Raw genomic sequence first — 25,336 nt, forward strand, 5'->3', positions numbered from 1 at the left:
AGCGCCGTGCTCAGTAGGCCATCGTGCGCTCGCGGCGCACCGAATAGGTGATGAATCCGGCGCCCAGGCCGAGGAAGAGCGTGCCGCCGACGATGTACGGCGTCGTGTCGACGCTGCCGGTGTCGGCCAGCAGGGTGTGTTCCTCGCTCGACACCGTGCCCGACTCCGTGGACGTCTGCACCGCGTTGGTGGTGGTGGTGGTCGTCGTCGCGGAGGTTGACGCCGAGGCGCTCGGAGTGGGTTCGTCCTGGGTCGCGTTGGCGGACGGGACGAACCACAGGGCCCCCAGGAGGGTCCCCGCGGCGGTGGCGGTCAACAACGATCGACGTGCGGCGGACACGAAATATCGATCCCCTTGTGGCGCTGGCGAATTGGCCGTGTGGGGCGATGCTAATGAAAGGCGCGGGTCGTGGGAAAGTCGTGGAACCTGTGGGCCGTACGCTCCGTCCCATGAGTACTCCTGAGACATCACAGTTTGTGCGGCTTCGTGTCGAACTGGTGCTGGAAGTCGACGACGCCGACGCCGTCACCAAGGCCGCGCTGCGCCGGATCGCCGACGACGCCGGCATGCCGGCCGACGAGCGCACGCATGCCGAGAGCGCGGTGACGGAAGACACTGCCGAGGCCCTCGCGTATCTGGTGGACCCGTTCGACCTGGTCAGCGAGGTGCCGGGGATCGACCTCGCCCAGGCGTCCTGGAGCAGCGAGCCCATCGACTACGACCCCGATTCGCCGGATTGGGATCTCGACGAGGATGATGCCGCGGAGGACGACGAAGAAGACGCAGTCGGCTGACGCGGCTTGGGGAAAACGTGACCCCGGGCGGCAACCGCCGTCCGGGGTTTTGTCGTCTCAGCAGACGCACTGGCCACCTCAGCACCACGCGGTCCACTTGTCCGGACGTGGTGTGCCCCACACCTCCGCGGGGTGTGGAACGGGATGCAACGGTCCTAGCGTTGATGGTTCCGGTGGGGCTCTCGTGTCTTTTGGTGATTCGGCGACGATGGAGAAGCGTGTGATGACGGACAGTAAGCGGCGCAAGGGTCTGATGGCCGCGTCCGCACTGCTCGGCGGGGTGTTGGTGCTCTCTGCGTGCAGCGGAGGCGGTGACAAGGCCGGCGCGACGGACGGCGGCGACAGCACGTCGCAGGCCAAGGTCGACGAGGCCGCGGCCAAGAAGACCTCCGAGGCCCAGATCAAGATCACGCCCAAGGACGGCTCCGACAACGCCTCGATCAACAACGGCACGGCGGTCACCGTGAGCAAGGGCAAGCTCACGTCCGTCACGATGCAGACCGCCGCCGGCACCGCCGTCGCCGGTCAGATATCCGCCGACAAGAAGAGCTGGAAGCCGTCCGGCCAGCTCGAGCGGGCCACCACGTACAAGATCGCCGCCGAGGCCACCGACTCCGCAGGCCGCACCGCCCATGAGAACGCCTCGTTCACGACGGTCTCCCCGGCCAACAGCTTCATAGGCAACTTCACGCCGGAGGACGGCTCCACCGTCGGCGTCGGCATGCCGGTCTCGATCAACTTCAACAAGGCGATCACGAACAAGGCCGCCGTGCAGAAGGGGATCACCGTCTCCTCCAGCAGTGGCCAGGAGGTCGTCGGGCACTGGTTCAACGCCAACCGCCTGGACTTCCGCCCCGAGAACTACTGGACCGGCGGCTCCACCGTCACCCTCAAGCTGAACCTCGACGGCGTCGAGGGTGCGAGCGGCGTGTACGGCGTGCAGCAGAAGACGGTCACTTTCAAGATCGGTCGCAACCAGGTCTCCGTCGTCGACGCTCAGACCAAGACGATGAAGGTCACCCAGGACGGCAAGGTCATCAAGACCATCCCGATCTCCGCGGGTGCTCCGGACCACAAGACGTACCAGGGCCAGATGGTGATCTCCGAGAAGTTCAAGGAGACCCGGATGGACGGCTCGACGGTCGGCTTCACGAACGACGACGGCAAGGGCGAGTACGACATCAAGGACGTGCCGCACGCCATGCGTCTGTCGAACTCCGGCACCTTCATCCACGGCAACTACTGGGGCGCCAAGTCCATCTTCGGCGCGGTGAACACCAGCCACGGCTGTGTCGGCCTGTCCGACACCAAGGGTGCCAAGGACCAGAACACGCCTGCCGCGTGGTTCTACAACCACTCGCTGATCGGTGACGTCGTGGTCGTCAAGAACACCGGCGACAAGACCATCGCCCCGGAGAACGGCCTCAACGGCTGGAACCTGGACTGGGCGGCATGGAAGTCCGGTTCCGCGGTCTGAGCCGAGCCTGCGTACGACGGCCCGCACTCCACCCGGAGTGCGGGCCGTTCGTCTTGGCGGGCGCACAGCGTTCCTCGGTGGTGCACAGGTGAACTCCCGGCCCGCCACAGCCTTCTCATCGTTCTCTTATTTCGGCCTTATCCCTTCATCACGCGCCGTACCTAACTTGCGGCCCATGTTCTTCACCTACCTGAGGCGCGAACTGCGCCGCCGCAGAAAGGCGGCCCTCGTCGTCGCCTCCGGACTCGCCCTGGGCATCGCCCTGGTCATCGTGGTCAGCTCCGTGTCCTCGGGCATGGAGAAGGCCCAGGGCAAGGTCCTCCAGTCGCTGTACGGGCTGGGTACGGACATGACGGTCACCAAGGCCGCGGCGCCCACGTCGAGCAGCAGCGACCGCCCGCGCTTCAACTTCGACGCCCAGGACAACGGCTCCGACAAGGAGCAGAGCAGCGACCGCGTCATGGTCCAGGGCTTCCAGACCCTGGCCGCCTCGACGGTCTCCAAGGTCGACTCCCAGAAGGGCGTCGCGGACTCCGTCGGCGGGCTGAGCCTCCAGGTCATCCGGGTCAACGGCCAGTTCACGCGGGGTCAGTTCCAGCAGAACCAAAACGGTGGCGGCAACCAGCAGGGCGGCCCGGGCGGCGCCCAGCCCTCGCCCCAGGGCACCGTCAAGGGCGGCGGCGCCGACTTCGACGTCAACAACTACTCGGTCTACGGCACCGACGTCACCAAGCCGGCCCTCGGCCCGCTGACCTCGTCGAAGATCACCAGCGGTCGTACGTTCAAGACGTCCGAGACCGACGCCAAGGTCGTCGTCGCCGACAAGTCGTACGCCAAGGAGAAGAAGCTCAAGGTCGGCAGCACCGTCACCATCAAGAGCGTCAAGTACAAGGTCATCGGCATCGCGACGCCGGACAGCGGTGACGCGGCGGCCAACCTGTACATCCCGCTCAAGCAGGCGCAGACGCTCAGCGACTCCAAGAACAAGGTCACCACGATCTACGTCAAGGCGTCCGACTCGCAGCAGATCAGCAGCGTCAAGAGCACCATCCAGAAGAACATCTCGGGTACGACCGTGACGACTTCCGCGGACCTCGCGGACACCGTCTCCGGCTCCCTGTCGACGGCCTCCAGCCTCGCCTCGAACGTCGGCAAGTGGCTTTCCATCGCGGTGCTCGTGGCCGCGTTCCTGGTCGCGGGTCTGCTGACCTCCTCGGCCGTCTCCCGCCGGGTGCGCGAGTTCGGCACCCTCAAGGCGCTCGGCTGGAAGTCGGGCCGGGTGACCCGCCAGGTCGTCGGTGAGGCCGTCGTCAACGGTCTGGTCGGCGGCGCCCTCGGTATCGCGCTCGGCCTCGCGGGCGCCTATGTCGTCACCGAGATCAGCCCGACCCTGCAGGCCCAGGTGGGCAGTTCCGGCGGCGGTGCGGGCGGTGGTCCCGGCGGTCCTGGCGGTGGTTTCGGAGGTCCCGGCCGACAGGCCGCGAGCAAGGCCCTCGAGGTCGCGCTCACCGCGCCCGTCAGCCTCAACACCATCGTCGTCGCGGTGGCCCTCGCCGTCACCGGTGGCCTGATCGCCGGTGCCTTCGGCGGCTGGCGCGCCTCCCGGTTGCGGCCCGCGGACGCCCTGCGCCGCGTCGAATAAGCCCCCCTTACGTATCCCAGGAGTTGCACCATGTACGAACTCAGAGGCGTCACCAAGCGCTATACGCGGGGCAAGGAAACGGTCGACGCGCTCGCCGGTATCGATCTGACCATCGGGGACGGCGACCGGCTCGTCATCCAGGGCCCCACCGGTGGCGGAAAGTCCACCCTTCTTCAGATGCTCGGCGGGCTCGACCGCCCCACCGCGGGCAGTGTCGAACTCGACGGCACGGACATGGCGAAACTGTCCGAGGCGAAGCTCACCAAGGTGCGCAGCGAGAACATCGGCTTCGTCTTTCAGAGCTTCAACCTGATTCCCACGCTCACCGCCCAGGAGAACGTGGAGACCGCCCTCGTACCCCTCCGTGTGAAGACGAAGGAGCGGCGCGAACGGGCCGCCGCGGCACTGGAGTCGGTGGGCCTGACCGAGCGGCTCGGGCACCTGCCCGCCGAACTGTCGGGTGGTCAGCAGCAGCGCGTCGCCATCGCCCGCGCCCTGGTCAAGCAGCCGAAGGTGCTGCTCGCCGACGAACCCACCGGAAACCTCGACGAATCCATGCGCGACGAGATCATGGACGTACTGGAAGCCATGTGGAAGGAGCACGGGCTCACTTTCATCATGGTCACGCACGACTCCGCGATCGCGAAGAAGGCCCCGCGGCTTGCGACGATCCGCAAGGGCCGGATCACCGTCAAGGAGAACGCGGGAGCATAAGGAAGCGCAAAGGGGGGAGTGCGGGAGCTCGGCGGAACAAGTCCGTCAACTCTTCGCGGCTCCCTGTCTATTGAGCGGCCGATCACCCCCCGGGCATACTTGCGCTTTCCGGGGGGTGTACGCGCATGCGTACGGGACCGCCCCCGGCCGGGTGAACGGGGAATTCGCCCGGCATGCGATCTCCAGGGGGAGTCTTGCGCAGACAAGTGAAAAGAGCATGCGCGGCCACCATCGCAACGGCGTCCGCCGTCGCACTCGCCGCCGGGATGACCAGCCCGGCGTCGGCGAAGCCCGAGCAGCGCCCGACCAACGCGCCCTCGCTCACGGCCACACACCGCATCACCCTGATCACCGGTGACCGGGTCGCAGTCGACGCCAATGGCCGGGTCGTCGGCCTGGACCGGGCGAAGGGGCGGGAGCACATACCCGTACAGATCCGCAAGGTCGACGGGCACACGACCGTCATCCCGGCCGACGCGGCCCGACTCGTGGCCACCGGCAAGCTGGACCAGCGGCTGTTCGACATCACCGAACTCAACAAGTCGGCCACCCGCTCGTCCCAGAAGGCGGGCCTCAAGGTCATCGTCGGCTACAAGGGAGCCGCCGCGGCGGCCAAGGCGGACGTCCGCGACGCGGGCAAGCTCCGCCGGAGCCTCACGGTCCTCAACGCGGACGCGGTGCAGACACCGCAGCAGGACACGCCCGAACTGTGGAACGCGGTCACCAACGGCGACGAGACGGCCTCCGGCGTGGCACACGTCTGGCTCGACGGCGTCCGCAAGGCGAGCCTCGACAAGTCCGTGCCGCAGATCGGCGCCCCCAAGGCGTGGGCGGCCGGATACACCGGCAAGGGCGTGAAGATCGCCGTACTGGACACCGGAGTCGACGCGACCCACCCGGACCTCAAGAACCAGGTGATCGAGTCCAAGAACTTCTCCACGGCCGCCGACGCCACCGACCACTTCGGTCACGGCACGCACGTCGCGTCCATCGCGGCGGGCACCGGCGCGAAGTCCCACGGCAAGTACAAGGGCGTGGCTCCTGGCGCCAAGATCCTCAACGGCAAGGTCCTCGACGACACCGGCTCCGGTGACGACTCCAGCATCCTCGCCGGCATGGAATGGGCCGCGGACCAGGGCGCCGACGTCGTCAACCTCAGCCTGGGCGGACCGGACACCCCGGAGATCGACCCCCTGGAGGCGGAGGTCAACAAGCTCTCCGCCGAGAAGGGCGTCCTCTTCGCGATAGCGGCCGGCAACTCCGGCCCCGAGTCCATCGGTTCACCGGGCAGCGCGGACGCGGCCCTCACCGTCGGCGCGGTCGACGACCACGACAAGCTGGCCGACTTCTCCAGCACCGGCCCGCGCGCCGGCGACGCGGCCATCAAGCCGGACGTCACCGCCCCCGGCGTGGACATCACGGCCGCGGCGGCTCCGGGCAGCCTCATCGACGAGGAGGTCGGCGAGAACCCGCCCGGCTACCTGACCATTTCCGGTACGTCGATGGCGACCCCGCACGTCGCGGGCGCCGCGGCGATCCTCAAGCAGGAACACCCGGACTGGGGTTACGCCGAACTCAAGGGCGCGCTGACCGGCTCCGCGAAGGGCGGCAAGTACACTCCGTTCCAGCAGGGTTCGGGCCGGATCGCCGTCGACAAGGCCATCAAGCAGTCCGTGATCGCCGACCCGGTGTCGGTGAGCTTCGGCACCCAGCAGTGGCCGCACACCGACGACAAGCCCGCGACCAAGCAGGTCACCTACCGCAACCTCGGCAAGTCCACCGTCACCCTGAAGCTGTCGGCGACCGCCACCAACCCCAAGGGGCAGGCGGCTCCCGCGGGCTTCTTCAAGCTCGGCGCCACCACGGTGAAGGTCCCGGCGGGCGGCAAGGCCTCCGTCGACCTGACCGTCAACACCAAGCTGGGCGGCACGCTCGATGGCGCGTACTCCGCGTATGTCACGGCGACCGGCGGCGGACAGAGCGTACGCACGGCCGCGGCCGTGCAGCGTGAGATCCAGTCGTACGACGTGACGATCAAGCACATCGGCAAGGACGGTCAGCCGACGGCGGACTACGACACGATCCTGCTCGGCTACACGGGACTGGCCTCCGGCCGGGGCTACCAGGTGCCGATCGCGCAGTCCGGCACGACGACCGTGCGAGTGCCCAAGGGCACGTACCTCCTGGACGCATGGATCGCGAAGGACTTCGTCACCTTCGAGGGCGGTCTCGACTGGGTGGTCGAGCCGAAGCTGAGCGTCACCAAGAACACCACAGTGACGATCGACGCCCGGAAGACGAAGACCGCCGACATCACGGTGCCGGACACCGGGGCCAAGCCGCTGTCGGCGATGATCGACTACTTCTACGAACCCGCGGGTTTTCCCGTCGGCTTCAGCCTGGACTCCTTTGAGAACATCCGGATGGCGTCGCTCGGCCCGGACGTCTCCAGCGGGCTGACCCAGACCTGGTACGGCCAGTGGACCAAGGGCGACAAGACCGAGTACGACGTCGCCACCACCGCCAAGGTCAAGCATGTCGTCGGCGACAAGGTCCGGCACTTCAAGCAGGGCGAACTCGCCAGGGTGAAGGCCGGCATGGGCGCCGCGGCCGCCGGCAAGACCGGTGCCATCAGTGCCTCCGGCTTGCTGCCCGAGGACCTCACCGTCGGTGCGCTCGCGGAGCAGACCCTGCCGAGCACGCGCACGCTGTATCTGTCGACCGGTGAGCGGATTCAGTGGGGGCTGGACTTCCTGCAGTTCGGGGGCGCCAAGGACCCGGACGGCTTCCCGATCCCCGACGCCTACTACACCCTCGGCGTACCGCAGACGTTCAAGGCGGGAAAGAGCTACAGCAAGACGTTCAACACGGCGGTCTTCGGGCCGCACCTGAACGCGAACTACGGCCTGTTCCGCGAGGGCAACAGCATCTACGGCTACGTGCCGCTGTTCACCGACGCCAACAAGCACGCGGGGTCGTCGGACTTCACCTCGGTCAAGACGACGCTGTACCGCAACGGCGCCAAGGTCGGCTCCAACCAGGACCCGCTCTTCGGCGACGGGATGTTCAAGGTCCCGGCGGGCAACGCCGAGTACAAGCTGACCACCTCCGTCATCCGGAGCGTCAAGGTCGCGGCCGCTTCCACGCGGATCGACGCGAGCTGGACCTTCCACTCCAAGAAGACCGACTTCGCCCAACTGCCCGCCTCCACGGTCCGCTTCAACGCGAAGACAGGCCTGGACAGTCGCGTCGAGGCCGGTAAGACCGTGACCTTCCCGGTCACCGTCGAAGGCGCGGCCAAGGGCGCCAACCTCAAATCGCTGGCGGTGTGGGTGTCGTACGACTACGGCCAGACTTGGAAGAAGGTCCAGGTCAAGGACGGAAAGATCACCGTGAAGAACCCGGCGGCGGGCAAGGGCATCTCGTTCCACGCCAAGATCGCCGACAAGAAGGGGAACAAGTCGACGATCTCGATCTACAACGCGTACTACGGGAAGTGAGCCAGTACAGGTAGTGAGCCCATAGCGAACGGCCCGTCGGAGGGAGAGCTTCCGGCGGGCCGTCCGTGTTTGGTTGGGGCCATGACCGTTTCGACTGTCGAATACATCCGGTACCGGATTCCCGAGCAGCAGTCGGCGGAGTTCCTGGCCGCCTACACCCGGGCCGCCGCCCAGCTGGCCGCGGCCCCGCAGTGCGTCGACTACGAACTCGCGCGCTGCGAGGAGGACTTCGAGCACTACATCCTGCGGATCACGTGGACATCGACCGAGGAGCACGTCGAGGGCTTCCGCAAGTCCGACCTCTTCCCCGACTTCCTCACCGAGATCCGCCCCTACATCGGCAACATCGAGGAGATGCGCCACTACAAGCCGACGACGGTGCGGGGCGCGGGCGCGTCCGTGCCCACGCTCTACGCCTGGGCGGGCGGGGCCGAGGCCTTCGCCCGTCTGACCGAGGTCTTCTACGACAAGGTCCTCAAGGACGACCTCCTCGCGCCGCTGTTCGCGGACCTCGCCCCCGAGCACGCCCAGCACGTCGCCCTCTGGCTCGGCGAGGTCTTCGGCGGACCGCCGGAGTACTCCGAGACCCAGGGCGGGCACGGGCACATGGTGGCCAAGCACCTCGGCAAGAACATCACCGAGGTTCAGCGGCGCCGCTGGGTGAACCTCCTCCAGGACGCGGCGGACGACGCGGGGCTTCCGACCGACGCCGAGTTCCGCTCCGCCTTCGTCGCGTACGCGGAGTGGGGGACGCGGTTGGCCGTGTACTTCTCGGGGCCGGACGCGGTGCCTCCGGGGGAGCAGCCGATCCCGAAGTGGACGTGGGGGGCGGCACCGCCGTACCAGGGGTGAGGGCGGGTATCCGAAAGCCTACGGCGGGGACGCGGCGCCCGCGCGGGTCGCGTCCGTGCCCCAGGACGCGAGCAGGCGCAGCGCCTCCGCCGAGGGGGACCCCGGCTCCGCGTGATACGTGATCAGCGCCTGCTCACTGTCGTCCGGCAACCGGAACGACTCGAACTGCAACGCCAGGTCACCCACCAGCGGATGCCGCAGCCGCTTCACGCCGTAGGTCTTCTCCTTGACGTCGTGCGTGGCCCACAGCCGCCGAAAGTCCTCACTCTTCACGGAGAGCTCGCCGACCAGGGCCGAGAGCTGCGGATCGTCGGGATGACAGCCCGCGTCCATGCGCAGAAGACAGACGATGTCGATCGCCTTCTGCTCCCAGTCGACGAACAGATCGCGGTACTCGGGCTTCAGGAACACCATCCGGGCCCAGTTCCGCTGCTGCGGAGGCAGCTCCGACCAGTCCCCGAAGACGGCCGCGGCCATCCGGTTCCAGACGAGGATGTCCGAGCGCCGCCCGGTGATGTACGCCGGGATGCCGTCCAACGCGTCGAGCAGCTGCCGCAGGGCCACCCGCACCTGCTGCGGCCGCGCCGTCCGCTTCTTCTTGTGCTGCTTGGGCTTCGCGAGGTGGGTGAGATGCGCGTGCTCGGCGTCGGAGAGCCGCAGTGCGCGGGCGATCGCGTCGAGCACCTCGGGCGACACGTTGCGCCCGTTGCCCTGCTCCAGGCGCGTGTAGTAGGCGACGGACACCCCGGCCAGCTGTGCCAGCTCCTCGCGGCGCAGCCCGGGCACCCGGCGGTGCCGCCCGAAGTCCGGCAGCCCCACGTCCTCCGGCTTCAGCCGGGCGCGGCGGGTGCGCAGGAACTCGCTGAGCTCGGCACGCCGGTCCAGCGGCTGTCCCGTTCCGCCCGCGGGGCCCGGAGAGGGATGTCCATCCATACGTCCAGTATTCACGGTCGTACGCAGAGAAGCCTGACCCCGCCAGTAGTAGGACCAGCGGACGTACGCAGAACGGTGACCTGGGTGAATGCGGTGAGGCGGGGCAAGGTGGACGGCGTGCCCGGCCGAAGGCAGCCGAGCACAGGACAGACCACTCCCTAGGAGAACCCCCGGCATGACCACTGTTGCTGCGTACGCCGCCCCCGCCGCCAAGGCTCCGCTGGAGCGCACCACCATCGAGCGTCGCCAGGTCGGCGAGTTCGACGTCCTGATCGACATCAAGTTCGCCGGCATCTGCCACTCCGACATCCACCAGGCCCGCGAGGGCTGGGGCGAGGCCATCTTCCCGATGGTGCCGGGCCACGAGATCGCCGGCATCGTCTCCGAGGTCGGCTCCGGTGTCACCAAGTTCAAGGTCGGCGACCGGGTGGGCGTCGGCTGCATGGTCGACTCCTGCCGCGAGTGCGAGAACTGCGAGGCGGGCCTGGAGCAGTACTGCCTGAAGGGCAACGTGGGCACGTACAACGCCGTCGGCAAGGACGGCGAGCCCACCTACGGCGGCTACTCCGAGAAGATCGTCGTGGCCGAGAACTTCACCGTCCGCATCCCCGACGGCCTCTCCCTCGACGAGGCCGCCCCGCTGCTCTGCGCCGGCATCACCACGTACTCCCCGCTCAAGCACTGGAACGCCGGCCCCGGCAAGAAGGTCGCCGTCCTCGGCATGGGCGGCCTCGGCCACATGGGCGTCAAGATCGCGCACGCGCTGGGCGCCGAGGTCACGGTCCTCTCCCAGTCGCTCCGCAAGAAGGACGACGGTCTGAAGCTGGGTGCCGACCACTACTTCGCCACCAGCGACCCGAAGACCTTCCAGGAACTGCGCGGCACCTTCGACCTGATCCTGTCCACGGTCTCGGCCCCGCTGGACCTGGACGCCTACCTGTCGCTCCTCAAGACCGACGGCGCCTTCGTGAACGTGGGCGCGCCCGAGGAGCCCGTCAAGCTCAACCTCTTCTCGGTGATCGGCGGCCGCAAGACCCTCGCGGGCTCCGGCATCGGCGGTATCCGGGAGACCCAGGAGATGCTCGACTTCTGCGCCGAGCACGGCTTCGGCGCCGAGATCGAGCTGATCAGCGCCTCCGAGATCAACGACGCGTACGAGCGTGTCCTGGCAAGCGACGTCCGCTACCGCTTCGTGATCGACACGGCCACGATCTAGTTTCCGCGTGGAGGGCGCCGACGGGTCGTACGGCCGGTCGGCGCCCTCGGCGTTTCCGTCGTACGACCCGGGGATCCGCGTCCGCACGAGTATGTGAGCGCCCGGCGCACCGAGCAGGGGCATCTCGGGGGCCGCGATGCCTACTGTGGAAGGACGGAGAAGGAATCACGAGGACGTACAACGACGTACAGGCACGCACAGGAGGTTTCGCGATGTCCGTCGAGTTGAACCACACGATCGTCGCCGCCCACGACAAGAAGGCCTCCGCCCGATTCCTCGCGGACATCCTCGGCCTCCAAGTGAGCCCGCCGTACGGCCCGTTCATCCCGGTCCCGATCCCCAACGGCGTCACCCTCGACTACATGGACACGACCGGGACGATCACCCCGCAGCACTACGCCTTCCTTGTCTCGGAGGAGGACTTCGACGAGATCTTCGCCCGCATCCGGGCAGCCGGCCTGACCTACTGGGCGGACCCGGCCCACCGTCGCGTCAACGAGATCAACACCAACGACGGCGGGCGCGGCACCTACTTCGACGACCCGGACGGCCACAACCTGGAGATACTGACCCGACCGTACGGAAGCGGCGACGACTGACCGATCAGAGCGCGGTCCTCGTGATGAGATCCAGGTCCGGAAGGCCATCGGGATCGCCGGCGAGCGGGTTCTCGGCGAGCAGGTCCTCGTGCCTGATGGAGAAGTCCCCGTTGGGCAGAGTGCCGCCGAAGTACCGCCCGACCACCGCGCCGGGAAGGAACTGCCGGAGCCCGTGGCGCATGTCCTCGTCATACGCGACGGGGAAGCCCCACTCCTTGGGTGCTCTCACCTGCATATCGCCATGCTGACCAGAGGGGGCTTGGGACCACCCCCGATGGGGTGGTTGTCGATGGTGCCCGCGTAGACGGCGAGTCCCTAGTCGTGTTCCGCCACCTTCACACAACCCTTCGTACACCTCGTGAGTCACATCTCCGAGAACCTTCGCTCTCATTGCCCCCTTCGACAACGGGAGTTCCACCGTGCGTGCACGCACCCTGGCCGTCACCGCCGCCGCAGCGGCCCTCACCGCCGCCGGTCTGACCCTGCCACTCGCCGGGAGCGCCGCGGCTGCAACGACTCCGCGGTTCGATTTCAACGGCGACGGATACGCGGACATCGCGGTCGGCATGCCCAACGCCACGGTGGACGGCAAGGCCAAGGCCGGCTACATCAGCGTGATCTATGGCGGCCCGCGGAGCCCGAGCCAGTCCACCGGCGTCATCAGCCAGGCTGAGGCCGGCATACCCGGGACGCCCGAGGCGGGCGACCGCTTCGGGTCCTCCGTCGCACCCGTCGACGTGAACGGCGACGGCGTCTTCGAGCTCGTCGTCGGCGCGAGCGGCGAGTCGCTCACCTCCGAGCAGCTCAAGGACGAGGGCACCATCACCGTCCTGGACGGCTCGGGGCTGAACGTCAAGGGCACCACCGTGGCCAGGGGCACGGGCGAGTTCAGCAGCATCGGCCGCACCATCGCCACGGGCGACTACGACGGCGACGGCGACACCGACCTCGCGTACGGCGAGAACGGCGAGGAGAGCGGCTCGCTCCGGTTCCGCCCGGGCCCGCTCACCGCGGCCCCCGTGACCACCACCACCCTGCGCGGCTACAGCATGGGCGGCGCCACCCGCGACCTGGCCACCGGCGACTTCGACGGCGACGGCCGGGACGACCTCGCCGCCACCTGGCAGGGCATGGAGGACTCCAGCACCTTCATCACGCGCTGGGACGACCAGGCCAAGCCGGCCCAGTGGTACGCCGACGCGGACCGGGGCAGCTCGCTCGCCGCCGCCGACTTCGACCGGGACGGCACGGACGACCTCGCGGTCGGCCTCGTACAGCCCAACCCCGAGTCGGAGACCACGCATTGCGAGGACCGGCTCGGCGGTGCGGTGCTCCTGCTCAAGGGCTCGAAGACCGCGAACTTCGGCACCGAGAGCGAGTGCATCACCCAGTCGAACCCGGAGGTCGGCGGCATCGCCGAGGAGGGCGACGACTTCGGCGCCGCGCTGGCCGCGGGCGACCTGAACGGCGACAGCCGTCCGGAACTGGTGGTCGGCGTGCCCGGCGAGGACGTGGGCACCGTCAAGGACGCGGGCGGGTACGTCACCATGAACGGCACGGAGCACGGCCTCTACGGCGGTCTGGCCCGCAGCCAGAGCACCACGAACATGCCCGGTACGGCCGAGGCCGGCGACCGCTTCGGCGCCCAGGTGGCCGTCGGCGACTACAACCGCGACGGACTGTGGGACACCGCGGTGAGCGCGCCCGGGGAGAACGCCGGTGAGCCCAGGTCGGGTGGCGTCTGGTTCGTGCCGAGCAGCACCGAGGAGACGTACCCGCTGGGCAAGTCGCTGACCCCGTTCGGCTTCGCACTGCCCCACGGGGCCATCAAGTACGGCGAGGTGCTGGGGCTTTAAAGGGCTGGGGCTTTAAAGGTCTGTCAACGCCGCTTGATGATCCATGTCAGGCCATGTTCACAGACCTTTGCATCGACGCCGGTTACCCACTGATCCGGAGTTGGCCGATGCAGCGGTGGACTGGATCCGGTTCGACGGCTGACACGGCACGGCCCCACTGCCGTCCTTGCGGTCAGGTCTCGGCACTGCTGAAGTGGCTGGTGCTGGTGTTCGCTCCACGGGTCCACAGGGAGAGGTCACTGCTCGTCGCTACGGCGATCGTTCGGCCGGAGGGGGAGAAGCCGGCTGCACGGAATGTGGAGTAGTTCGAGTGGAAGATGTGCCACCACTCCTCTCCGTGCGGACCCGCGTGGGGGAGCCCGCCGTCGCGGGACAGCAGGATCCGATCGTTCGGCCAGGCCGGGGTGACGACTTCCAGGGTCCAGCCGTCTTCGGTGGTGGTGTGCAGCCCGCCGCCGAAGAGCCCGGCGATGCGTACGCGGCTTCCAGTGATCGGCCCCAGCCCGGGGCAGGACAGGTCGGCAACGGCGTCGGGGGTGCTGTCCTCGGGAGCGGGGTCGCGGTCCCTGGCGATCTTTTCGCCGGTGACGGCGTCGAAGAGACCGTGCCCGTCGTGCGAGACGACCATCACCAGATCGTGGCCGGTATCGGGATCCGTCGCGAAGCCGATACCGAGCAGTCCGCCGACAGGGACGCCGTACTCGTACTCGAAGACGGGCCGCCAGGGTTCGGGCGCGGGCAGTACAGGGGCCGCGAGAAGCCGGTTCCGCATCGCCCACTGGTAGGCCGAGAGTTCCGGCTCATGCTCGGAGTGCCCGACCGGAGGCGTCTTCTTCGTCCACTTCATCACGGGACCATGATCCACGCCCCGACAAGCCGACCCGAAGGTGACCTCGGTCCACCGCGCAGGCACAGGTTCTTGCGGGCTGTGAACGCTGCTTGATGACTCATGTCAAGCCGCGTTCACAGACCTTCGCCGGGTGCAGCGGCGGCGCTGTGATCTCTCTGCGGACTCCCGAGTGGTTGTCCTGGCTGGCAGGATGGTCAACATGGAGATCATCCCAGGACAAGGCGTGGCCCTTGTCAGGATCGGCGATCCGCGCTCGCAGGTCGAGGAGCGTGTCGGGTCGCCGTATCACGGCCCGGGCGGACAGCGGGCCGTCTACACCACCTCACCCACGCTGGTGATCACCTACGCGGATGACGAGACGGTCGAACTCGTGGAGATCGGCTACAGCGGCGAAGGCGGCGATGCCGAAGCGCACTACGACGGGGTTCAGCTGACCCATCGCTTTCTGGATGACGTCGTCGCGGACCTCCACGCCCTGGGACACTTGAGCACGCCCTCAGACATCGGCCACGACTTCCACGCCGGCTTCTCCGTGTGGTCCATGCATTCGTTGTGGGCGCGCGACCTCGACCCGGAAGCCGGCGAGGACGACGAACGCGCGGTCTCCGAAGGAGTCTCGGTGGCGCCGTATACCTACTTCACTGAAGGCTAGGGCGAGGCCGGGAAGTGGCGGGCCTGCCCGGAGAGCGAACGCACTCCGGTGCCACCCCTCCGCAGCTCAGCCGGTGTGCCGGTTCGTGGAGAGCAGCCACTGCCAGCGTTGACGTTCCGTGACGAGGGTGGCGGCCACGAGGAGAGACACGAGGACTGCCGCATAGATGGGCCATGCCAACCATGCGGCGATCGCGGCAGCAGCGAGCTGGAGCAGCACGAGCAGGATCGTGACCGTACCCGAGACAGGGATGATCACCTGCGCCTTGTCTCCCGGAGTGGAGAAGAGGGTCGGGAAGCCGATCAGTACCACCACCGCCAAGACGGCAAGCAGCCATGAGTACTTGGACAAGGCCCAGGGAGTGGCCACCCAAGCGACGAGTTCCGCGGCGAAGCGCAGGACGGATGCGATGCGGTCGTCCGGTCTCTCCATGTTCGCCCCCACAAGCTGTGTCGACCACCAGCGGGAGATCTTACGACCACGGACGGGGCCGTGAACGCGCCTTGGTGATCCGCGTCAAGCCGCGCAGCGGGGCCGTGGTCTGCGGCTTCCGCGGATTCCTTGCCGTTCAAGGCAAAGCGGTCGGCGAGGCCGAGTGCCGCTGAGGAAGGGGGCTGTCAGTGCCTCCCGTGATAATCACCTCGCCACGTTGACCGCGCCGATCGGAGACACCTGTGTCCACGCTCCATGAGTTCACGACCTGGGAGCCGCTGCTTCATGTCCTGCGGTCCGCTCACACCGCGACACCGGGCGCTCTGGGCGGTCACGTCGCCGGACGGATCGGCACCCACGCGTACAGCGTGCCGATGCCATGGGGGCCGATGTTCACCATGCACGGGCAGGCGTCTGACGAGGCGGACAGACGGCCCGAGCTCGACGCCGTGCAGCGGGTGCGGGGCGCGCTCGCGGAGGCCGGCGCCGACGGCGTCTCCTTCGTGGCCCGGATGTCCCCGGACGGCCCGGCCGTGCTGGACCTGCTCGACTTCGGGCCTGCCGTGGAGGCCGAGGGCAGCGGGCCGCTCCCGGGTGCGCTCGTGCTGGTCGAAGACGCCGTGCCCGAGCCCTGGCGCCGGGTGCCTGATCCGGTGCCCGGCGCGAAGCTCTCGCCGGCGGCGGATCCGGCGGCACTGGAAAGCTTCCTGCGCGATCGCCTCCCCGACTCCGTCGGCGCCACGGAGGCGGAACTGGCGGAGGCGGAAGTACGCCTCGGTGTCGCGCTGCCCGACGAACTCAAGGCGCTCTACCGGGTGACCCGGGCCCGGTGGGAGGACTGTAACGACGACTACGAGGCGGCCATGCGGGTCGCCAACGCCGTCGGCTGCCAACTCTTCCCCCTCGACGAGCTCTACATCGCCGACGCGGCCTCACGCCAGTCCCCGTGGCGGTTCGCGGCGATGAAGGCGGAGGCGGTCGACACCCGTTACGACACCGCGGTGCAGGGGCTGGTCGGCTCACCCCGCTGGATCGTCTTCGGCGACTGGGACGGCGACCGGATCGCGGTCGACCTGACGCCGGGACCGGGCGGGCACACCGGGCAGGTCATCGTCCTCAGCCGCGAGGAGAGCGTCGGCGCGGGCCTGATCGCCGACTCCCTCACCGAGCTGGTTCTCCCTGGACAGGGACAGCGCGGCCCCCGCCGGCGCGCGGACGACGAGCCGCCGGCCGTGGCGCACGTCAACATCCGCAGTCTGAGCAGCGTCGAGGCCGCCGCGCACCCCACGCTGGAGGTCCTGAGCATCGGCCTGTGGGAGGGCGAACCGCTCAGCCTGGAGCCCGTCGTGGACCTGCCGCGCCTGCGGACCCTCAGGGCTGAATCCGGCACGCTTGCCGCCCCGTTGGAGATCTCCCGGCTCACCCGCCTCGAGTTCCTGGAGCTCTGCCCGCAGGACTGGCGCGTTCTCCTGGACGCCGACGCGGTCCCGCGCAGCCTGCTGGCCGCCGGCATCGAGGTTCGCAACGACGTCGACCCCCTGCCGGTCGTGGACCTCGCCAACGAGATCCTCGCCCGCTGGGACCGCCCCTTGATCACCCGCACCACCCTGGAAGGCAGCCTCGGCCCCGTGCCGTAGCCCTGGGCGGCCGGCGCGACAGGGAACGGCTTCCCCCTCGCCCGGGGGGCCGGCGTCGGGCCACCAGCAGGTGGACGCTGTCCGCACCTGAGCCCGGACGACTGCCAGTGCCCCCAGATGGGGTCTGTGAACGCGCCTTGGTGATCCATGTCAAGCAGTGTTCATAGACCTTCTGTGGCAAGCATGCGAGAGGGTGGCTCCTGCTCCCGAGCCATGAGTCCTCGCGGTCTTCCATCACTCGGGCCTAAGGTGTGCCGGTGATCTTCAAGAGGAAGCGGGAGGCTTCGAGCCTCGCCGCCACGGTGTCCGAGCTGGAGGAGGCTGTTGCCGCTCGTGATGGCGACGGCACCGGGCGTGCCTTCACCGCCATGATGAACGGTGTGCAGTCGGCGTCGGACGCTGAACGCGTTCTGGCAGGGCCCCGGTTGGCGGCGTTGCTCCCTGCCTTCCCCCCATCGGCGCGGCCGATGCTGGCGATGGCGGCCGGCTTCTGCGTCGAGCGCGGGGCCGATCCGGCGGCCTGCGCCGAGCCGATTCTCGACGGCGTCCACCGGGACCTGCTCGACGCCCTGGAGTTCGCCCGCCGCTGGACCGCCGCCGGCGCGGCCGATGACGAACTGCCGGAGTCGGACGAGAAGATCATTGACGACGCGCTGCTGGCCCGCCTCGGCGGCGAGGTGTACGAGGCCACGCGGCTGGCGCTGGCCTGGTGCTCGGTCGAGGAGTGGCAGCCGCCCGCGCTGGCCGTGCTGTGCCGCAGTGCCGAGGTGCGCCGACGGCACGCATCCGCGATCCTCCCCGCCTGCCGCGATCTGGCGGCCCTGGAACGGCACGACCTCAAATGCCTGGCCTATGCGCTGGCGGTTCTGGACGACGAACCCCTTGTGGTGCTGCACAGGCCCACAGGGACCGGGTTCGAGGTGCGCATCAGCGGTATCGGGGACAACTTCCAGTTGCACACGCTGCTCGCCCACGTCCTCGTCGGCGGCGGCCACGTGCCCGGCAACACGCCTTCGGCGGAGAGCGTCCGCCTGGCCACGGACCCCGAGCCCGCCCAACGACGCACCCAGACCATCGCGACCGGAGCCTTCGAACTCCTCGCCCCGGACGGCGAGCGGATCTGGAACGAGGGGCTGCCCGACGACATCCCCCTGGTGGAGGGGCGTCGCCTGCTCGTGCTCGACGAGCCGGTGTACCAGCGCAGTTGGAACGCCGACCGATTCTTCCCGCATCTCCCGGGAACGGCCGAGCTGACCCGCGTCCTGACCGCAGGCGAGACGCGAATCTGGTTCGCCCGCACGTCGCCCGGCAACGGGATCCGTCAGACTTCCTGACGGGGGGACCGGGCCGTCACCGCTCCGGGCAGTCGGCGGGTGAAGCGTCGCGGGGTGAGGCGACCCGGAGCCTTTGCAGGGTCCGTTGCGCGTTTTGGCCGTTCTCATCGAAGGAGACCGACCGCATGGAGTTCGTCTTTTCCGGCCGAGTGATCGAATGGCGCGGACCGGCGCCGTACTACTTCGTGCGTGTGCCGGACGAGGAGTCCGCCGACATCCGCGAGGTGGCCGCAATGGCCACCTACGGCTGGGGCGTGATCCCGGTCGAGGCCCGGATCGGTGAGGTCGCCTTCCAGACGTCGCTGTTCCCCAAGGACGGCGGCTACCTGCTGCCGCTCAAGGTCGCCGTGCGCAAGCCCAGCGGCCTGTCCGCAGGAGACGACGTGACGGTGAGGATGACAGTCCGCCTCCACGAACCCCAACCCCGTTAGGTTCACGGGCACGGCATCAGCGACCGGGTGGGGTCTGCGAACGCGGCTTGGTGATCCATGTCAAGCCGCGTTCACGGACCTTTGCGTCGACGCCGGTTACTCACCGATCCGGAGGCTCTGCCGCTGTCAACACAGGCTCTTGTTCCGGATTGTGTAGTACGGCCACGGCTCGCGGGGGAGAGCCTCCCAGGCCGTGTGTGCCGACCCTGGTCTCTCGACCGCAACTGGGGCGTCCGTGGCAGCCGTTGTTACGGTGCCTCTTCGCTGACGCCGACCGTGGGAGAGTAGATGTCTTCGGAATCCGTACCTTCATTCGATGTCATAGGCAGCGCTCAACGGGCTCTGGACGCTGCTCAGCGGGGGGACCGTGATGCGGAGGCAAGGCTTGATGAGCTGCGAGGGCCACTCGCTGCGCTGGCGGAAGCGGGCGACCTGGAAGCGCGAAGCCTGTTGGGTGGCATCGCGCTGGAATACGACGAAGACGCTGTGGCGGCGCTCCGGCATTTCACACTCGCGGCTGAGCAGGGCCATCCTGCCGGGCAGCGCGGTCTGGGCCACCTGTTGATGACAGGCCGCGGTACGCAGCGCGACCCGGAGCGTGCGGAGCGGCTCTTCACCTTGGCGGCTGAGGCAGGTGACAGCCACGCCATGTTCAACCTGGCGATGATGCACCTCATGGACACGGCGACTGATCGTATGAGCCCGCAGGCAGTGATGACGTTGCTGATGACGGCAGCGGAGCAGGACGTGCCGGAGGCCGCGGGCGTACTCGGTGATTGGTTCAGCGAGGTCGGCCGTGAGGTTGATGCACTGACCTGGTACGAGCGGGCGGCACAGGGCGGACACGGCCCTTCGATCGCCACCGGTGTCCGTTACCGGGACGCAGTAGGTACGGACAGAGACGTGGTTCGGTCACTGACCTGGTTCTTGATGATGCTCCAGGTCGGCAACGGAGACGGCATACATGAATCGCACCAGCTCGTCTCAGGCATGAGCGACCAGCAGATCAGAGAGGCGGCACGTCGGGCCCATTCACCCGAGTGGGCGGAAGCGTTGATCAATTCGCGGCGCCAATAGCCGCGACGACACGGTGAGGGCAGCAACCGACGACAAAGGTCTGTCAGCGCGGCTTGATGACCCACGTCATCCGGTCCCGCTTCCACAGGGTGGGAAAACGACCCTCGCGTCCGGCGGGTATGCCGATGTCCGGGGAGTACGCCTGGTAGACGGTGATCGTGGATGCTGCGTAGACCGCCCGGATCCCGCGTTGCGGTTCTTCCATGACGTACACGGTGAGGCCGAACGACTCCCATGGGCCATCGAGTTTCGACCGCGTCGGGGCCGCGACCTAAGCTCTCGGCGGGCGCGCTGCCAGTCAGTTGTGTCGTGGCAGTACGGCCCGCGCTTGCGGCCGCTTCCCCAGACACGCCGTCGTTGTGGGTCATGTGTGCGGGAGAGGCTGCTCCGTCCAAACGGTCTTGCCGTCGTGGGTGTAGCGGGTGCCCCACCGCTCCGTGAGCTGCGCGACCAGGAAGAGTCCGCGTCCGCCCTCGTCCGTGCTGAGGGCCCGCCGGAGGTGCGGGGAAGTGTGGCTGGTGTCGGACACCTCACAGATCAGGCAGTGCGTACGGATGAGGCGCAGGGTGATGGGGCCCGCCGCGTACCGGTAAGCGTTGGTGACGAGCTCGCTGGCGACCAGCTCGGTGGTGAAGGCCAGCTCCGTCAGCCCCCAATCGGCCAGTTTCGCCGTGGTCAGCTCCCTGGCACGGGCAGCGGCGGTCGCTTCCAGGGGCAGCTGCCATGCGGCGACATCCTGTGGCGGCAGCACCCGGGTACGGGCGATGAGCAGCGCGACGTCGTCGATGGGGAGGTGCTCCTTCGGCAGCAGCGCTTCGACCACGGCGTGGCAGGTGCTGTCCAGAGGATCGGCGGAGGGGGTGAGACATTCGTTCAGGTGCTCCAGCGCGGCGTCGATGTCGCCGTCGCGCGCCTCCAGAAGACCGTCGGTATAGAGCGTGAGCAGACTGCCCTCGGGGAGGTCGAGGTCGTACGTTTCGAATGGCAGGCCGCCCAGACCCAGCGGTGGACCCGCGGGCAGGTCGAGTACGGTCACCTCGCCGTCCGGGGTGGACACCAACGGTGCCGGGTGACCGGCGCGTGCCAGGGAACAGTGCCGGGAGACCGGATCGTAAACCGCGTACACGCAGGTGGCCCCGACCACCTGCTCCACTGCGGAACCGCTGCCGCGGGCGTTCGCCTCCAGCTCGGTGGCCAGCAGACTGACCAGATCGTCCAGCCGCGCCACCACCTCGTCCGGTTCCAGGTCGAGGCTGGCCAGGGTGCGCGCGGCGGCGCGCAGGCGGCCCATGGAGGCCGCAGCGTGGATCCCGTGGCCGACCACGTCTCCCACGACGAGCGCGACTCGGGCCCCTGACAACGGGATCACGTCGAACCAGTCACCGCCGATGCCCGGTTCACCGCTCGCCGGGAGGTATCGGCAGGCCACCTCGACGGCCGGCAGGTCGGACACCGCGCTCGGCAGCAGACTGCGCTGCAGAGTCAGAGCGGCGCTCTGCTGCTGGGTGAAGCGGCGAGCGTTGTCGATGCAGACGGCCGCACGCGAGGAAAACTCATGGGCCACCGCGGCATCGTCGTCCTCGAAAGGCTCCGAATGGCGCACTCGCCACAGGCTCACTACGCCCAGTACCAGGCCGCGCGCCACCAAGGGCACCACGATCAGCGAATGAACGCCGAGACCCAAGGCGATCTCGATCCGCCGCCGGTCCATGGAGTACCACTCGGGGCGCAGGGACAGCAGCCGGTCGAGAATCGGGCGACGCTCGGCCAAGCACCGCGCCTGCGGAGATTCCGGAAGGAGCGGGACCACATCGCCCTCCTGGTACGGGACCCGGTGTTCTGGGGGCGAGAGGGCCACGCGGAGCAGCGGACCTGTCGCACCGGGGGGTGGTTCGTCACCAAGTGTCACCGGCTTCAGAAGGTCCACCGAGCAGTAGTCCGCCAGGCCGTGGGCGGCCACCTCGGCCAGTTCCCGGGCCGTCTGCATCACGTCCAGTGAGGTTCCGATCCGGGCACTCGCCTCGTTCAGCAGGGCGAGCCTGCGCTGGGCCCGGTGGCGGTCGGTCACGTCCTCGATCGTCTCGGCCACGCCGAGAACCCGGCCCGAGGGGTCTTCCATCCGGAACGCCGAAACGGACACGATCCGTTCCCGCCCCGGATCGTGGCGCGCCCGGGCCGACTGCTCCGTGAAGATCAACGGCTCGCCGGTCTCCAGGACGTGCCGTACCCGTTCATCCTGCGGACCCGCGTCCTCGTCGACCATGAATGCGCGGGGGCGGTGGCCCACCGGCGCCTCGGCCGGGACGCCGCTCGCCTTCTCGACCGCACGGTTGACCCGGATCACTCTCCTGTCCGGGTCGTAAGTGACCAGACCGATCGGGGACCGGTGGTACAGGCCGTCCAGCAGCGCACGGTCCCGCTGCCAGGCAATGACCTCGGCGGCGGGGGCTCCGACCAGGACCCACTCCTGACGGTCCCCGTCCCGAGCGACCGCGCGGGCCCGGAAACCCATTTCCACCCGCCGTCCGTCGCGGTGCCGGACGGGCAGGACCCCGAACCAGCCCCCCGTCCTCATGGCGTCCACGACGACGGACCGCACGACAGGCAGGTCACGGGCGTCGACCAAGAGGTCCTGCCAGGCCCGTCCGATCACTTCCTTGGCCGGATAGCCCAGCAGCTCCTGTGCGCGTGCGCTCCAGCCGACCACGGTGCCTTGATCGTCGAGCACAGCGGACGCGCCGCGCTCGAGGGCGAACGGATCCTCAGGACTCTCGCTGAAATGCATCGACGGCGTCCCCATAGCCACCACCTTGCCTACATGACTCCGATGTTCCTCCCCACGGTCCCCGTCCGCGACTCTCCCGTTCTCTCGGCCGTGGATGTTCGCGCCTGAGCTCCCCGGTGATCAGCGTTCGACGAAGCGAGACTCTGGCCACGCAGTGATCGGCTCGCTGGACGTCGAGTAGATCTCCAGCAGTGAGAGGTAGCCGTCCTTCGTGAAGACCATCACGCCGGCGTCCTTTGGTTCGGCGTACCAGGCGTCCGCGGCCGGATTGCCGTGAGCGGGAGCCGGCGGGACCGCTGCGCGGTTCACCGCCAGGTCGACCGTGGCGCAGCCGCAAGCGCATCTGCCGACCACCCGGGCGTACGGAAGCTGAGCACGCAGCGCGCTGCTCACCGGATCAGAGCCGGTCAGCAGCGCGTTCAACGTCTCCGCGACGTCCAGCGGGAGGGGCTCAGCCATCCGCCTTGGCCACGCCGATCGGGCACGAAACGCCCGTCCCGCCGATCCCGCAGTACCCCGCCGGATTCTTGTCCAGGTACTGCTGGTGGTACCCCTCGGCCGGATAGAAGGTGCGCCCCTCCGCGGGGAGCAGCTCCGTGGTGATCGTGCCGTAGCCCGAGCCCGTGAGGACCTTCTGGTAGGCCTCGCGGGAGGCGGCCGCGGCGGCGGCCTGGGCCGGAGTGTGGGTGTAGATGGCGGAGCGGTACTGGGTGCCCACGTCGTTGCCCTGGCGGAAGCCCTGGGTGGGGTTGTGGGACTCCCAGAAGACCTGGAGGAGACGCTCGTACGTGATCTTCGTGGGGTCGTAGACCACGCGGACGGCCTCCGTGTGGCCGGTCAGCCCCGAGCACACCTCTTCGTACGTGGGGTGCTCGGTGAAGCCGCCCTCGTAGCCGACCAGGGTCGTGTACACGCCGGCCGGCAGCTCCCAGAACTTGCGCTCCGCGCCCCAGAAGCAGCCGAGGCCGAAGTCGGCGATCTCCAGACCCTCGGGGTAGGGGCCAAGGAGCGGGGTGCCGAGGACAGTGTGGCGCTCGGGGACCGTGAAGGTCGGCTCCGGGCGGCCGCGCAGGGCCTGCTCAGGGGTCGGGAGCTGCGGTGTACGGCTGTGCAGGAACATGCGCTCTCCACGGGGTTGCGGGTTCCGAGGGGGGACGTGTTGCTGAACGCGTGAACCGCCTCCGGCATTCCTACGCCTCAGTACGGCAGCTGCCCCGCGCCTCGGTGCGGCAGCGTGGCCGGGCTCCCGCCGTTCGCCTCGGTGCGGCAGCGTGGCCGGGCTCCCGCCGTTCGCCTCAGTGCGGCAGCGTGGCCGGGCTCCCGCCGTTCGCCTCAGTGCGACAGTGTCGCCGGGCTCCCGCCGTTCGCCTCGTATCCCGCCACCGCCAGCGCCCGGTATATCGCGTAGTCCGCGGCCGGGTCGGAGGTCAGCGTCCAGGGGAGCGCGCCGACGTGGCCGTCCACATGCACCAGCTGGTCCATGGCCTCGGCCCAGCGCTCGCTGCGGACCAGGAAGAGGACCAGCAGGTGGCGTACGTGGGCCAGCATCGGGTCGTCGGAGCGGGCCGCGTGCACCGCGAAGAGCGCGCCATGGACCGCTTTGGTCACGACCTCGCTCTGGTAGAAGCTGCGGACCAGATTCACCTCGGGGAGGTGCTCGAAGACCGCGAAGAGCGGCATGGCGGCGAGCAGTGACCCCTGCGGGGCACGCGCGGCCGCGGCCTCCGCGAACGCGTACGCCACCTCGCGCGAGCCGTGCCACTTCTCGCACCAGTAGTGCAGGGCCGCCAGGTGTGCACCCATGTGGGACGGCGCGCGGTCCAGGATCTTCAGCCAGAGCTTCTCGAACTCCGGCTGGGGGTAGCCGAGTCCGCGGGCCACCGACAGCTCGATGATGTACGGGATCGGATCACCGGGGGAGAGGAGGGCCGCCTCACCGCAGGCCGCCCTCGCCTCCTCCATGATGATCCGGAACTCGTCCGTCCCGGGCGTCGACGTACGCCAGGCCTGCTGCACCAGGAACTCCGCGTGCACCGCCGTGCCGCCCGCGTCCTTGGGCTGCTCGGCCCGCCACACCCGCAGCCACTGCCCGCCGGGCATCTCGCTGACCCCGCCGGGGCGCTGCTGCAGCTCCAGCGACGCGGCACCCGCGAAGGCCTGCACCCGCTGCCAGCGCCGCTCGCCGTCCACCTCGGTGCCGGCGAGCAGCTGCGAGGCGGAGCGGTAGTCCTGCGTGCGCTGCACCAGGTCCAGCACATCCAGCAGGTCCTGGTCCGGGCCGGGCATGCGGATGTCCAGCTCCTCCTGGCGCAGGAACCCGTAGTTCGCCGGGTCCGCCGCGTCCGGGTCGCCGGGCGAGACCAGCTGAATACCGGCACGCCTGCGCCTGAATACCGGCAGCAGGACCAGGCTGAACATGGCCAGCGCCATCAGGACCCAGAGAATCTCCATGCCTCAAGCGAACCAGACGGGTCCGACAATTGGCCAACCCGGTCGGGAAAGACCCCTCGCGGCGGCCCCGACACGGGCGAGCCCTCCCTTCGCCGCGGCCCGG

Annotated in this window: 23 protein-coding genes and 1 pseudogene; 14 read left to right on the plus strand and 10 right to left on the minus strand. The window is 68.7% G+C overall.

The features are described from left to right. Positions 1-10 precede the first annotated feature (10 nt). On the minus strand, positions 11-340 hold the full coding sequence (locus IEY95_RS33690) for a hypothetical protein (protein WP_229703544.1): 330 nt from the start codon (positions 338-340) through the stop codon (positions 11-13). A gap of 110 nt (positions 341-450) precedes the next feature. On the opposite strand from IEY95_RS33690, the gene IEY95_RS33695 reads away from it, so the two are divergent. The 6 genes from IEY95_RS33695 to IEY95_RS33720 all read left to right on the plus strand — a co-directional run bounded on the left by IEY95_RS33695 (position 451) and on the right by IEY95_RS33720 (position 8,980). Next, a complete protein-coding gene (locus IEY95_RS33695) occupies positions 451-795 on the plus strand; it encodes a hypothetical protein (protein WP_189189978.1) in 345 nt (114 codons plus the stop codon). A gap of 208 nt (positions 796-1,003) precedes the next feature. Then, positions 1,004-2,272: a L,D-transpeptidase gene (locus IEY95_RS33700; RefSeq protein ID WP_189189979.1), complete on the plus strand. Its 1,269-nt coding sequence runs from the start codon at positions 1,004-1,006 to the stop codon at positions 2,270-2,272. A gap of 175 nt (positions 2,273-2,447) precedes the next feature. Continuing rightward, positions 2,448-3,914, plus strand: coding sequence for an ABC transporter permease (locus IEY95_RS33705; protein WP_189189980.1), 1,467 nt, complete (start codon positions 2,448-2,450; stop codon positions 3,912-3,914). 30 nt (positions 3,915-3,944) lie between these two features. Then, positions 3,945-4,628: an ABC transporter ATP-binding protein gene (locus IEY95_RS33710; RefSeq protein ID WP_189189981.1), complete on the plus strand. Its 684-nt coding sequence runs from the start codon at positions 3,945-3,947 to the stop codon at positions 4,626-4,628. A gap of 206 nt (positions 4,629-4,834) precedes the next feature. Further along, positions 4,835-8,128 carry a S8 family peptidase gene (locus IEY95_RS33715; RefSeq protein ID WP_229703545.1) on the plus strand — a complete coding sequence of 1,098 codons (3,294 nt, stop codon included), beginning with the start codon at positions 4,835-4,837 and terminating at the stop codon, positions 8,126-8,128. An 81-nt stretch (positions 8,129-8,209) separates the two neighbouring features. After that, positions 8,210-8,980 carry a group II truncated hemoglobin gene (locus IEY95_RS33720; RefSeq protein WP_189189982.1) on the plus strand — a complete coding sequence of 257 codons (771 nt, stop codon included), beginning with the start codon at positions 8,210-8,212 and terminating at the stop codon, positions 8,978-8,980. Between the two features lie 18 nt (positions 8,981-8,998). Here IEY95_RS33720 and IEY95_RS33725 read toward each other — a convergent pair whose 3' ends face one another. After that, a complete protein-coding gene (locus tag IEY95_RS33725; RefSeq protein WP_189189983.1) occupies positions 8,999-9,913 on the minus strand; it encodes a helix-turn-helix transcriptional regulator in 915 nt (304 codons plus the stop codon). A gap of 175 nt (positions 9,914-10,088) precedes the next feature. Here IEY95_RS33725 and IEY95_RS33730 point away from each other — a divergent pair, with 175 nt between their 5' ends. Continuing rightward, complete coding sequence (locus tag IEY95_RS33730) at positions 10,089-11,129, plus strand: NAD(P)-dependent alcohol dehydrogenase (RefSeq protein ID WP_189189984.1); 1,041 nt, start codon at positions 10,089-10,091, stop codon at positions 11,127-11,129. 212 nt (positions 11,130-11,341) lie between these two features. Next, complete coding sequence (locus IEY95_RS33735) at positions 11,342-11,728, plus strand: VOC family protein (protein WP_189189985.1); 387 nt, start codon at positions 11,342-11,344, stop codon at positions 11,726-11,728. Between the two features lie 4 nt (positions 11,729-11,732). On the opposite strand, the gene IEY95_RS33740 is transcribed toward IEY95_RS33735, so the two are convergent. Then, a complete protein-coding gene (locus IEY95_RS33740) occupies positions 11,733-11,963 on the minus strand; it encodes a hypothetical protein (RefSeq protein WP_189189986.1) in 231 nt (76 codons plus the stop codon). 184 nt (positions 11,964-12,147) lie between these two features. On the opposite strand from IEY95_RS33740, the gene IEY95_RS33745 reads away from it, so the two are divergent. Continuing rightward, positions 12,148-13,584: an FG-GAP repeat protein gene (locus tag IEY95_RS33745; protein WP_189189987.1), complete on the plus strand. Its 1,437-nt coding sequence runs from the start codon at positions 12,148-12,150 to the stop codon at positions 13,582-13,584. Between the two features lie 172 nt (positions 13,585-13,756). Here IEY95_RS33745 and IEY95_RS33750 read toward each other — a convergent pair whose 3' ends face one another. Beyond that, positions 13,757-14,431, minus strand: a complete 675-nt coding sequence (locus IEY95_RS33750; RefSeq protein ID WP_189189988.1) for a hypothetical protein — start codon at positions 14,429-14,431, stop codon at positions 13,757-13,759. 202 nt (positions 14,432-14,633) lie between these two features. Between IEY95_RS33750 and IEY95_RS33755 the strand changes: the two genes are divergently transcribed. Next, positions 14,634-15,086, plus strand: a complete 453-nt coding sequence (locus tag IEY95_RS33755) for a hypothetical protein (RefSeq protein WP_189189989.1) — start codon at positions 14,634-14,636, stop codon at positions 15,084-15,086. A 66-nt stretch (positions 15,087-15,152) separates the two neighbouring features. Here the strand turns inward: IEY95_RS33755 and IEY95_RS33760 are convergent, their stop codons facing one another. Next, a complete protein-coding gene (locus IEY95_RS33760) occupies positions 15,153-15,518 on the minus strand; it encodes a hypothetical protein (RefSeq protein ID WP_189189990.1) in 366 nt (121 codons plus the stop codon). Positions 15,519-15,760: 242 nt separating this feature from the next. Between IEY95_RS33760 and IEY95_RS33765 the strand changes: the two genes are divergently transcribed. The 4 genes from IEY95_RS33765 (at position 15,761) to IEY95_RS33780 (ending at position 19,997) form a co-directional block, all read left to right on the plus strand. Continuing rightward, positions 15,761-17,155, plus strand: coding sequence for an SMI1/KNR4 family protein (locus tag IEY95_RS33765; RefSeq protein WP_189189991.1), 1,395 nt, complete (start codon positions 15,761-15,763; stop codon positions 17,153-17,155). A 257-nt stretch (positions 17,156-17,412) separates the two neighbouring features. After that, positions 17,413-18,489 (plus strand): hypothetical protein, encoded by a 1,077-nt coding sequence (locus IEY95_RS33770; protein ID WP_229703546.1) that lies wholly within the window; start codon positions 17,413-17,415, stop codon positions 18,487-18,489. A 125-nt stretch (positions 18,490-18,614) separates the two neighbouring features. Continuing rightward, positions 18,615-18,920, plus strand: a complete 306-nt coding sequence (locus tag IEY95_RS33775; protein ID WP_189189993.1) for a DUF1905 domain-containing protein — start codon at positions 18,615-18,617, stop codon at positions 18,918-18,920. Positions 18,921-19,208: 288 nt separating this feature from the next. Further along, entirely contained in the window at positions 19,209-19,997 is a 789-nt protein-coding gene (locus IEY95_RS33780; protein ID WP_189189994.1) for a tetratricopeptide repeat protein, read from the plus strand. 49 nt (positions 19,998-20,046) lie between these two features. Here IEY95_RS33780 and IEY95_RS33785 read toward each other — a convergent pair. The 5 genes and pseudogenes from IEY95_RS33785 to IEY95_RS33805 all read right to left on the minus strand — a co-directional run. After that, positions 20,047-20,202, minus strand: a pseudogene (locus IEY95_RS33785) (DUF4291 family protein); the annotation flags it as partial. A gap of 159 nt (positions 20,203-20,361) precedes the next feature. Then, positions 20,362-22,797 (minus strand): SpoIIE family protein phosphatase, encoded by a 2,436-nt coding sequence (locus IEY95_RS33790; RefSeq protein WP_189189996.1) that lies wholly within the window; start codon positions 22,795-22,797, stop codon positions 20,362-20,364. A 105-nt stretch (positions 22,798-22,902) separates the two neighbouring features. Continuing rightward, positions 22,903-23,241, minus strand: a complete 339-nt coding sequence (locus IEY95_RS33795; RefSeq protein ID WP_189189997.1) for a hypothetical protein — start codon at positions 23,239-23,241, stop codon at positions 22,903-22,905. Then, positions 23,234-23,902: a peptide-methionine (S)-S-oxide reductase MsrA gene (gene msrA, locus IEY95_RS33800; RefSeq protein WP_189189998.1), complete on the minus strand. Its 669-nt coding sequence runs from the start codon at positions 23,900-23,902 to the stop codon at positions 23,234-23,236. The genes IEY95_RS33795 and msrA overlap by 8 nt, the downstream gene beginning before the upstream one ends. A 212-nt stretch (positions 23,903-24,114) precedes the next feature. Continuing rightward, positions 24,115-25,233 (minus strand): hypothetical protein, encoded by a 1,119-nt coding sequence (locus IEY95_RS33805; RefSeq protein WP_189189999.1) that lies wholly within the window; start codon positions 25,231-25,233, stop codon positions 24,115-24,117. Positions 25,234-25,336: the final 103 nt, after the last annotated feature.

It is taken from the genome of Streptomyces albiflavescens, from assembly GCF_014645835.1.
Classification (GTDB): domain Bacteria; phylum Actinomycetota; class Actinomycetes; order Streptomycetales; family Streptomycetaceae; genus Streptomyces; species Streptomyces albiflavescens.

Excerpts from the sequence above, each read along its gene's own strand:
- IEY95_RS33695 (WP_189189978.1), top strand. The coding sequence starts at position 451 with ATGAGTACTCCTGAGACATCACAGTTTGTGCGGCTTCGTGTCGAACTG.
- IEY95_RS33700 (WP_189189979.1), top strand. The coding sequence starts at position 1,004 with ATGGAGAAGCGTGTGATGACGGACAGTAAGCGGCGCAAGGGTCTGATG.
- IEY95_RS33705 (WP_189189980.1), top strand. The coding sequence starts at position 2,448 with ATGTTCTTCACCTACCTGAGGCGCGAACTGCGCCGCCGCAGAAAGGCG.
- IEY95_RS33710 (WP_189189981.1), top strand. The coding sequence starts at position 3,945 with ATGTACGAACTCAGAGGCGTCACCAAGCGCTATACGCGGGGCAAGGAA.
- IEY95_RS33720 (WP_189189982.1), top strand. The coding sequence starts at position 8,210 with ATGACCGTTTCGACTGTCGAATACATCCGGTACCGGATTCCCGAGCAG.
- IEY95_RS33725 (WP_189189983.1), bottom strand. The coding sequence starts at position 9,913 with ATGGATGGACATCCCTCTCCGGGCCCCGCGGGCGGAACGGGACAGCCG.
- IEY95_RS33730 (WP_189189984.1), top strand. The coding sequence starts at position 10,089 with ATGACCACTGTTGCTGCGTACGCCGCCCCCGCCGCCAAGGCTCCGCTG.
- IEY95_RS33735 (WP_189189985.1), top strand. The coding sequence starts at position 11,342 with ATGTCCGTCGAGTTGAACCACACGATCGTCGCCGCCCACGACAAGAAG.
- IEY95_RS33740 (WP_189189986.1), bottom strand. The coding sequence starts at position 11,963 with ATGCAGGTGAGAGCACCCAAGGAGTGGGGCTTCCCCGTCGCGTATGAC.
- IEY95_RS33750 (WP_189189988.1), bottom strand. The coding sequence starts at position 14,431 with ATGAAGTGGACGAAGAAGACGCCTCCGGTCGGGCACTCCGAGCATGAG.
- IEY95_RS33755 (WP_189189989.1), top strand. The coding sequence starts at position 14,634 with ATGGAGATCATCCCAGGACAAGGCGTGGCCCTTGTCAGGATCGGCGAT.
- IEY95_RS33760 (WP_189189990.1), bottom strand. The coding sequence starts at position 15,518 with ATGGAGAGACCGGACGACCGCATCGCATCCGTCCTGCGCTTCGCCGCG.
- IEY95_RS33775 (WP_189189993.1), top strand. The coding sequence starts at position 18,615 with ATGGAGTTCGTCTTTTCCGGCCGAGTGATCGAATGGCGCGGACCGGCG.
- IEY95_RS33780 (WP_189189994.1), top strand. The coding sequence starts at position 19,209 with ATGTCTTCGGAATCCGTACCTTCATTCGATGTCATAGGCAGCGCTCAA.
- IEY95_RS33790 (WP_189189996.1), bottom strand. The coding sequence starts at position 22,797 with ATGGGGACGCCGTCGATGCATTTCAGCGAGAGTCCTGAGGATCCGTTC.
- IEY95_RS33795 (WP_189189997.1), bottom strand. The coding sequence starts at position 23,241 with ATGGCTGAGCCCCTCCCGCTGGACGTCGCGGAGACGTTGAACGCGCTG.
- msrA (WP_189189998.1), bottom strand. The coding sequence starts at position 23,902 with ATGTTCCTGCACAGCCGTACACCGCAGCTCCCGACCCCTGAGCAGGCC.
- IEY95_RS33805 (WP_189189999.1), bottom strand. The coding sequence starts at position 25,233 with ATGGAGATTCTCTGGGTCCTGATGGCGCTGGCCATGTTCAGCCTGGTC.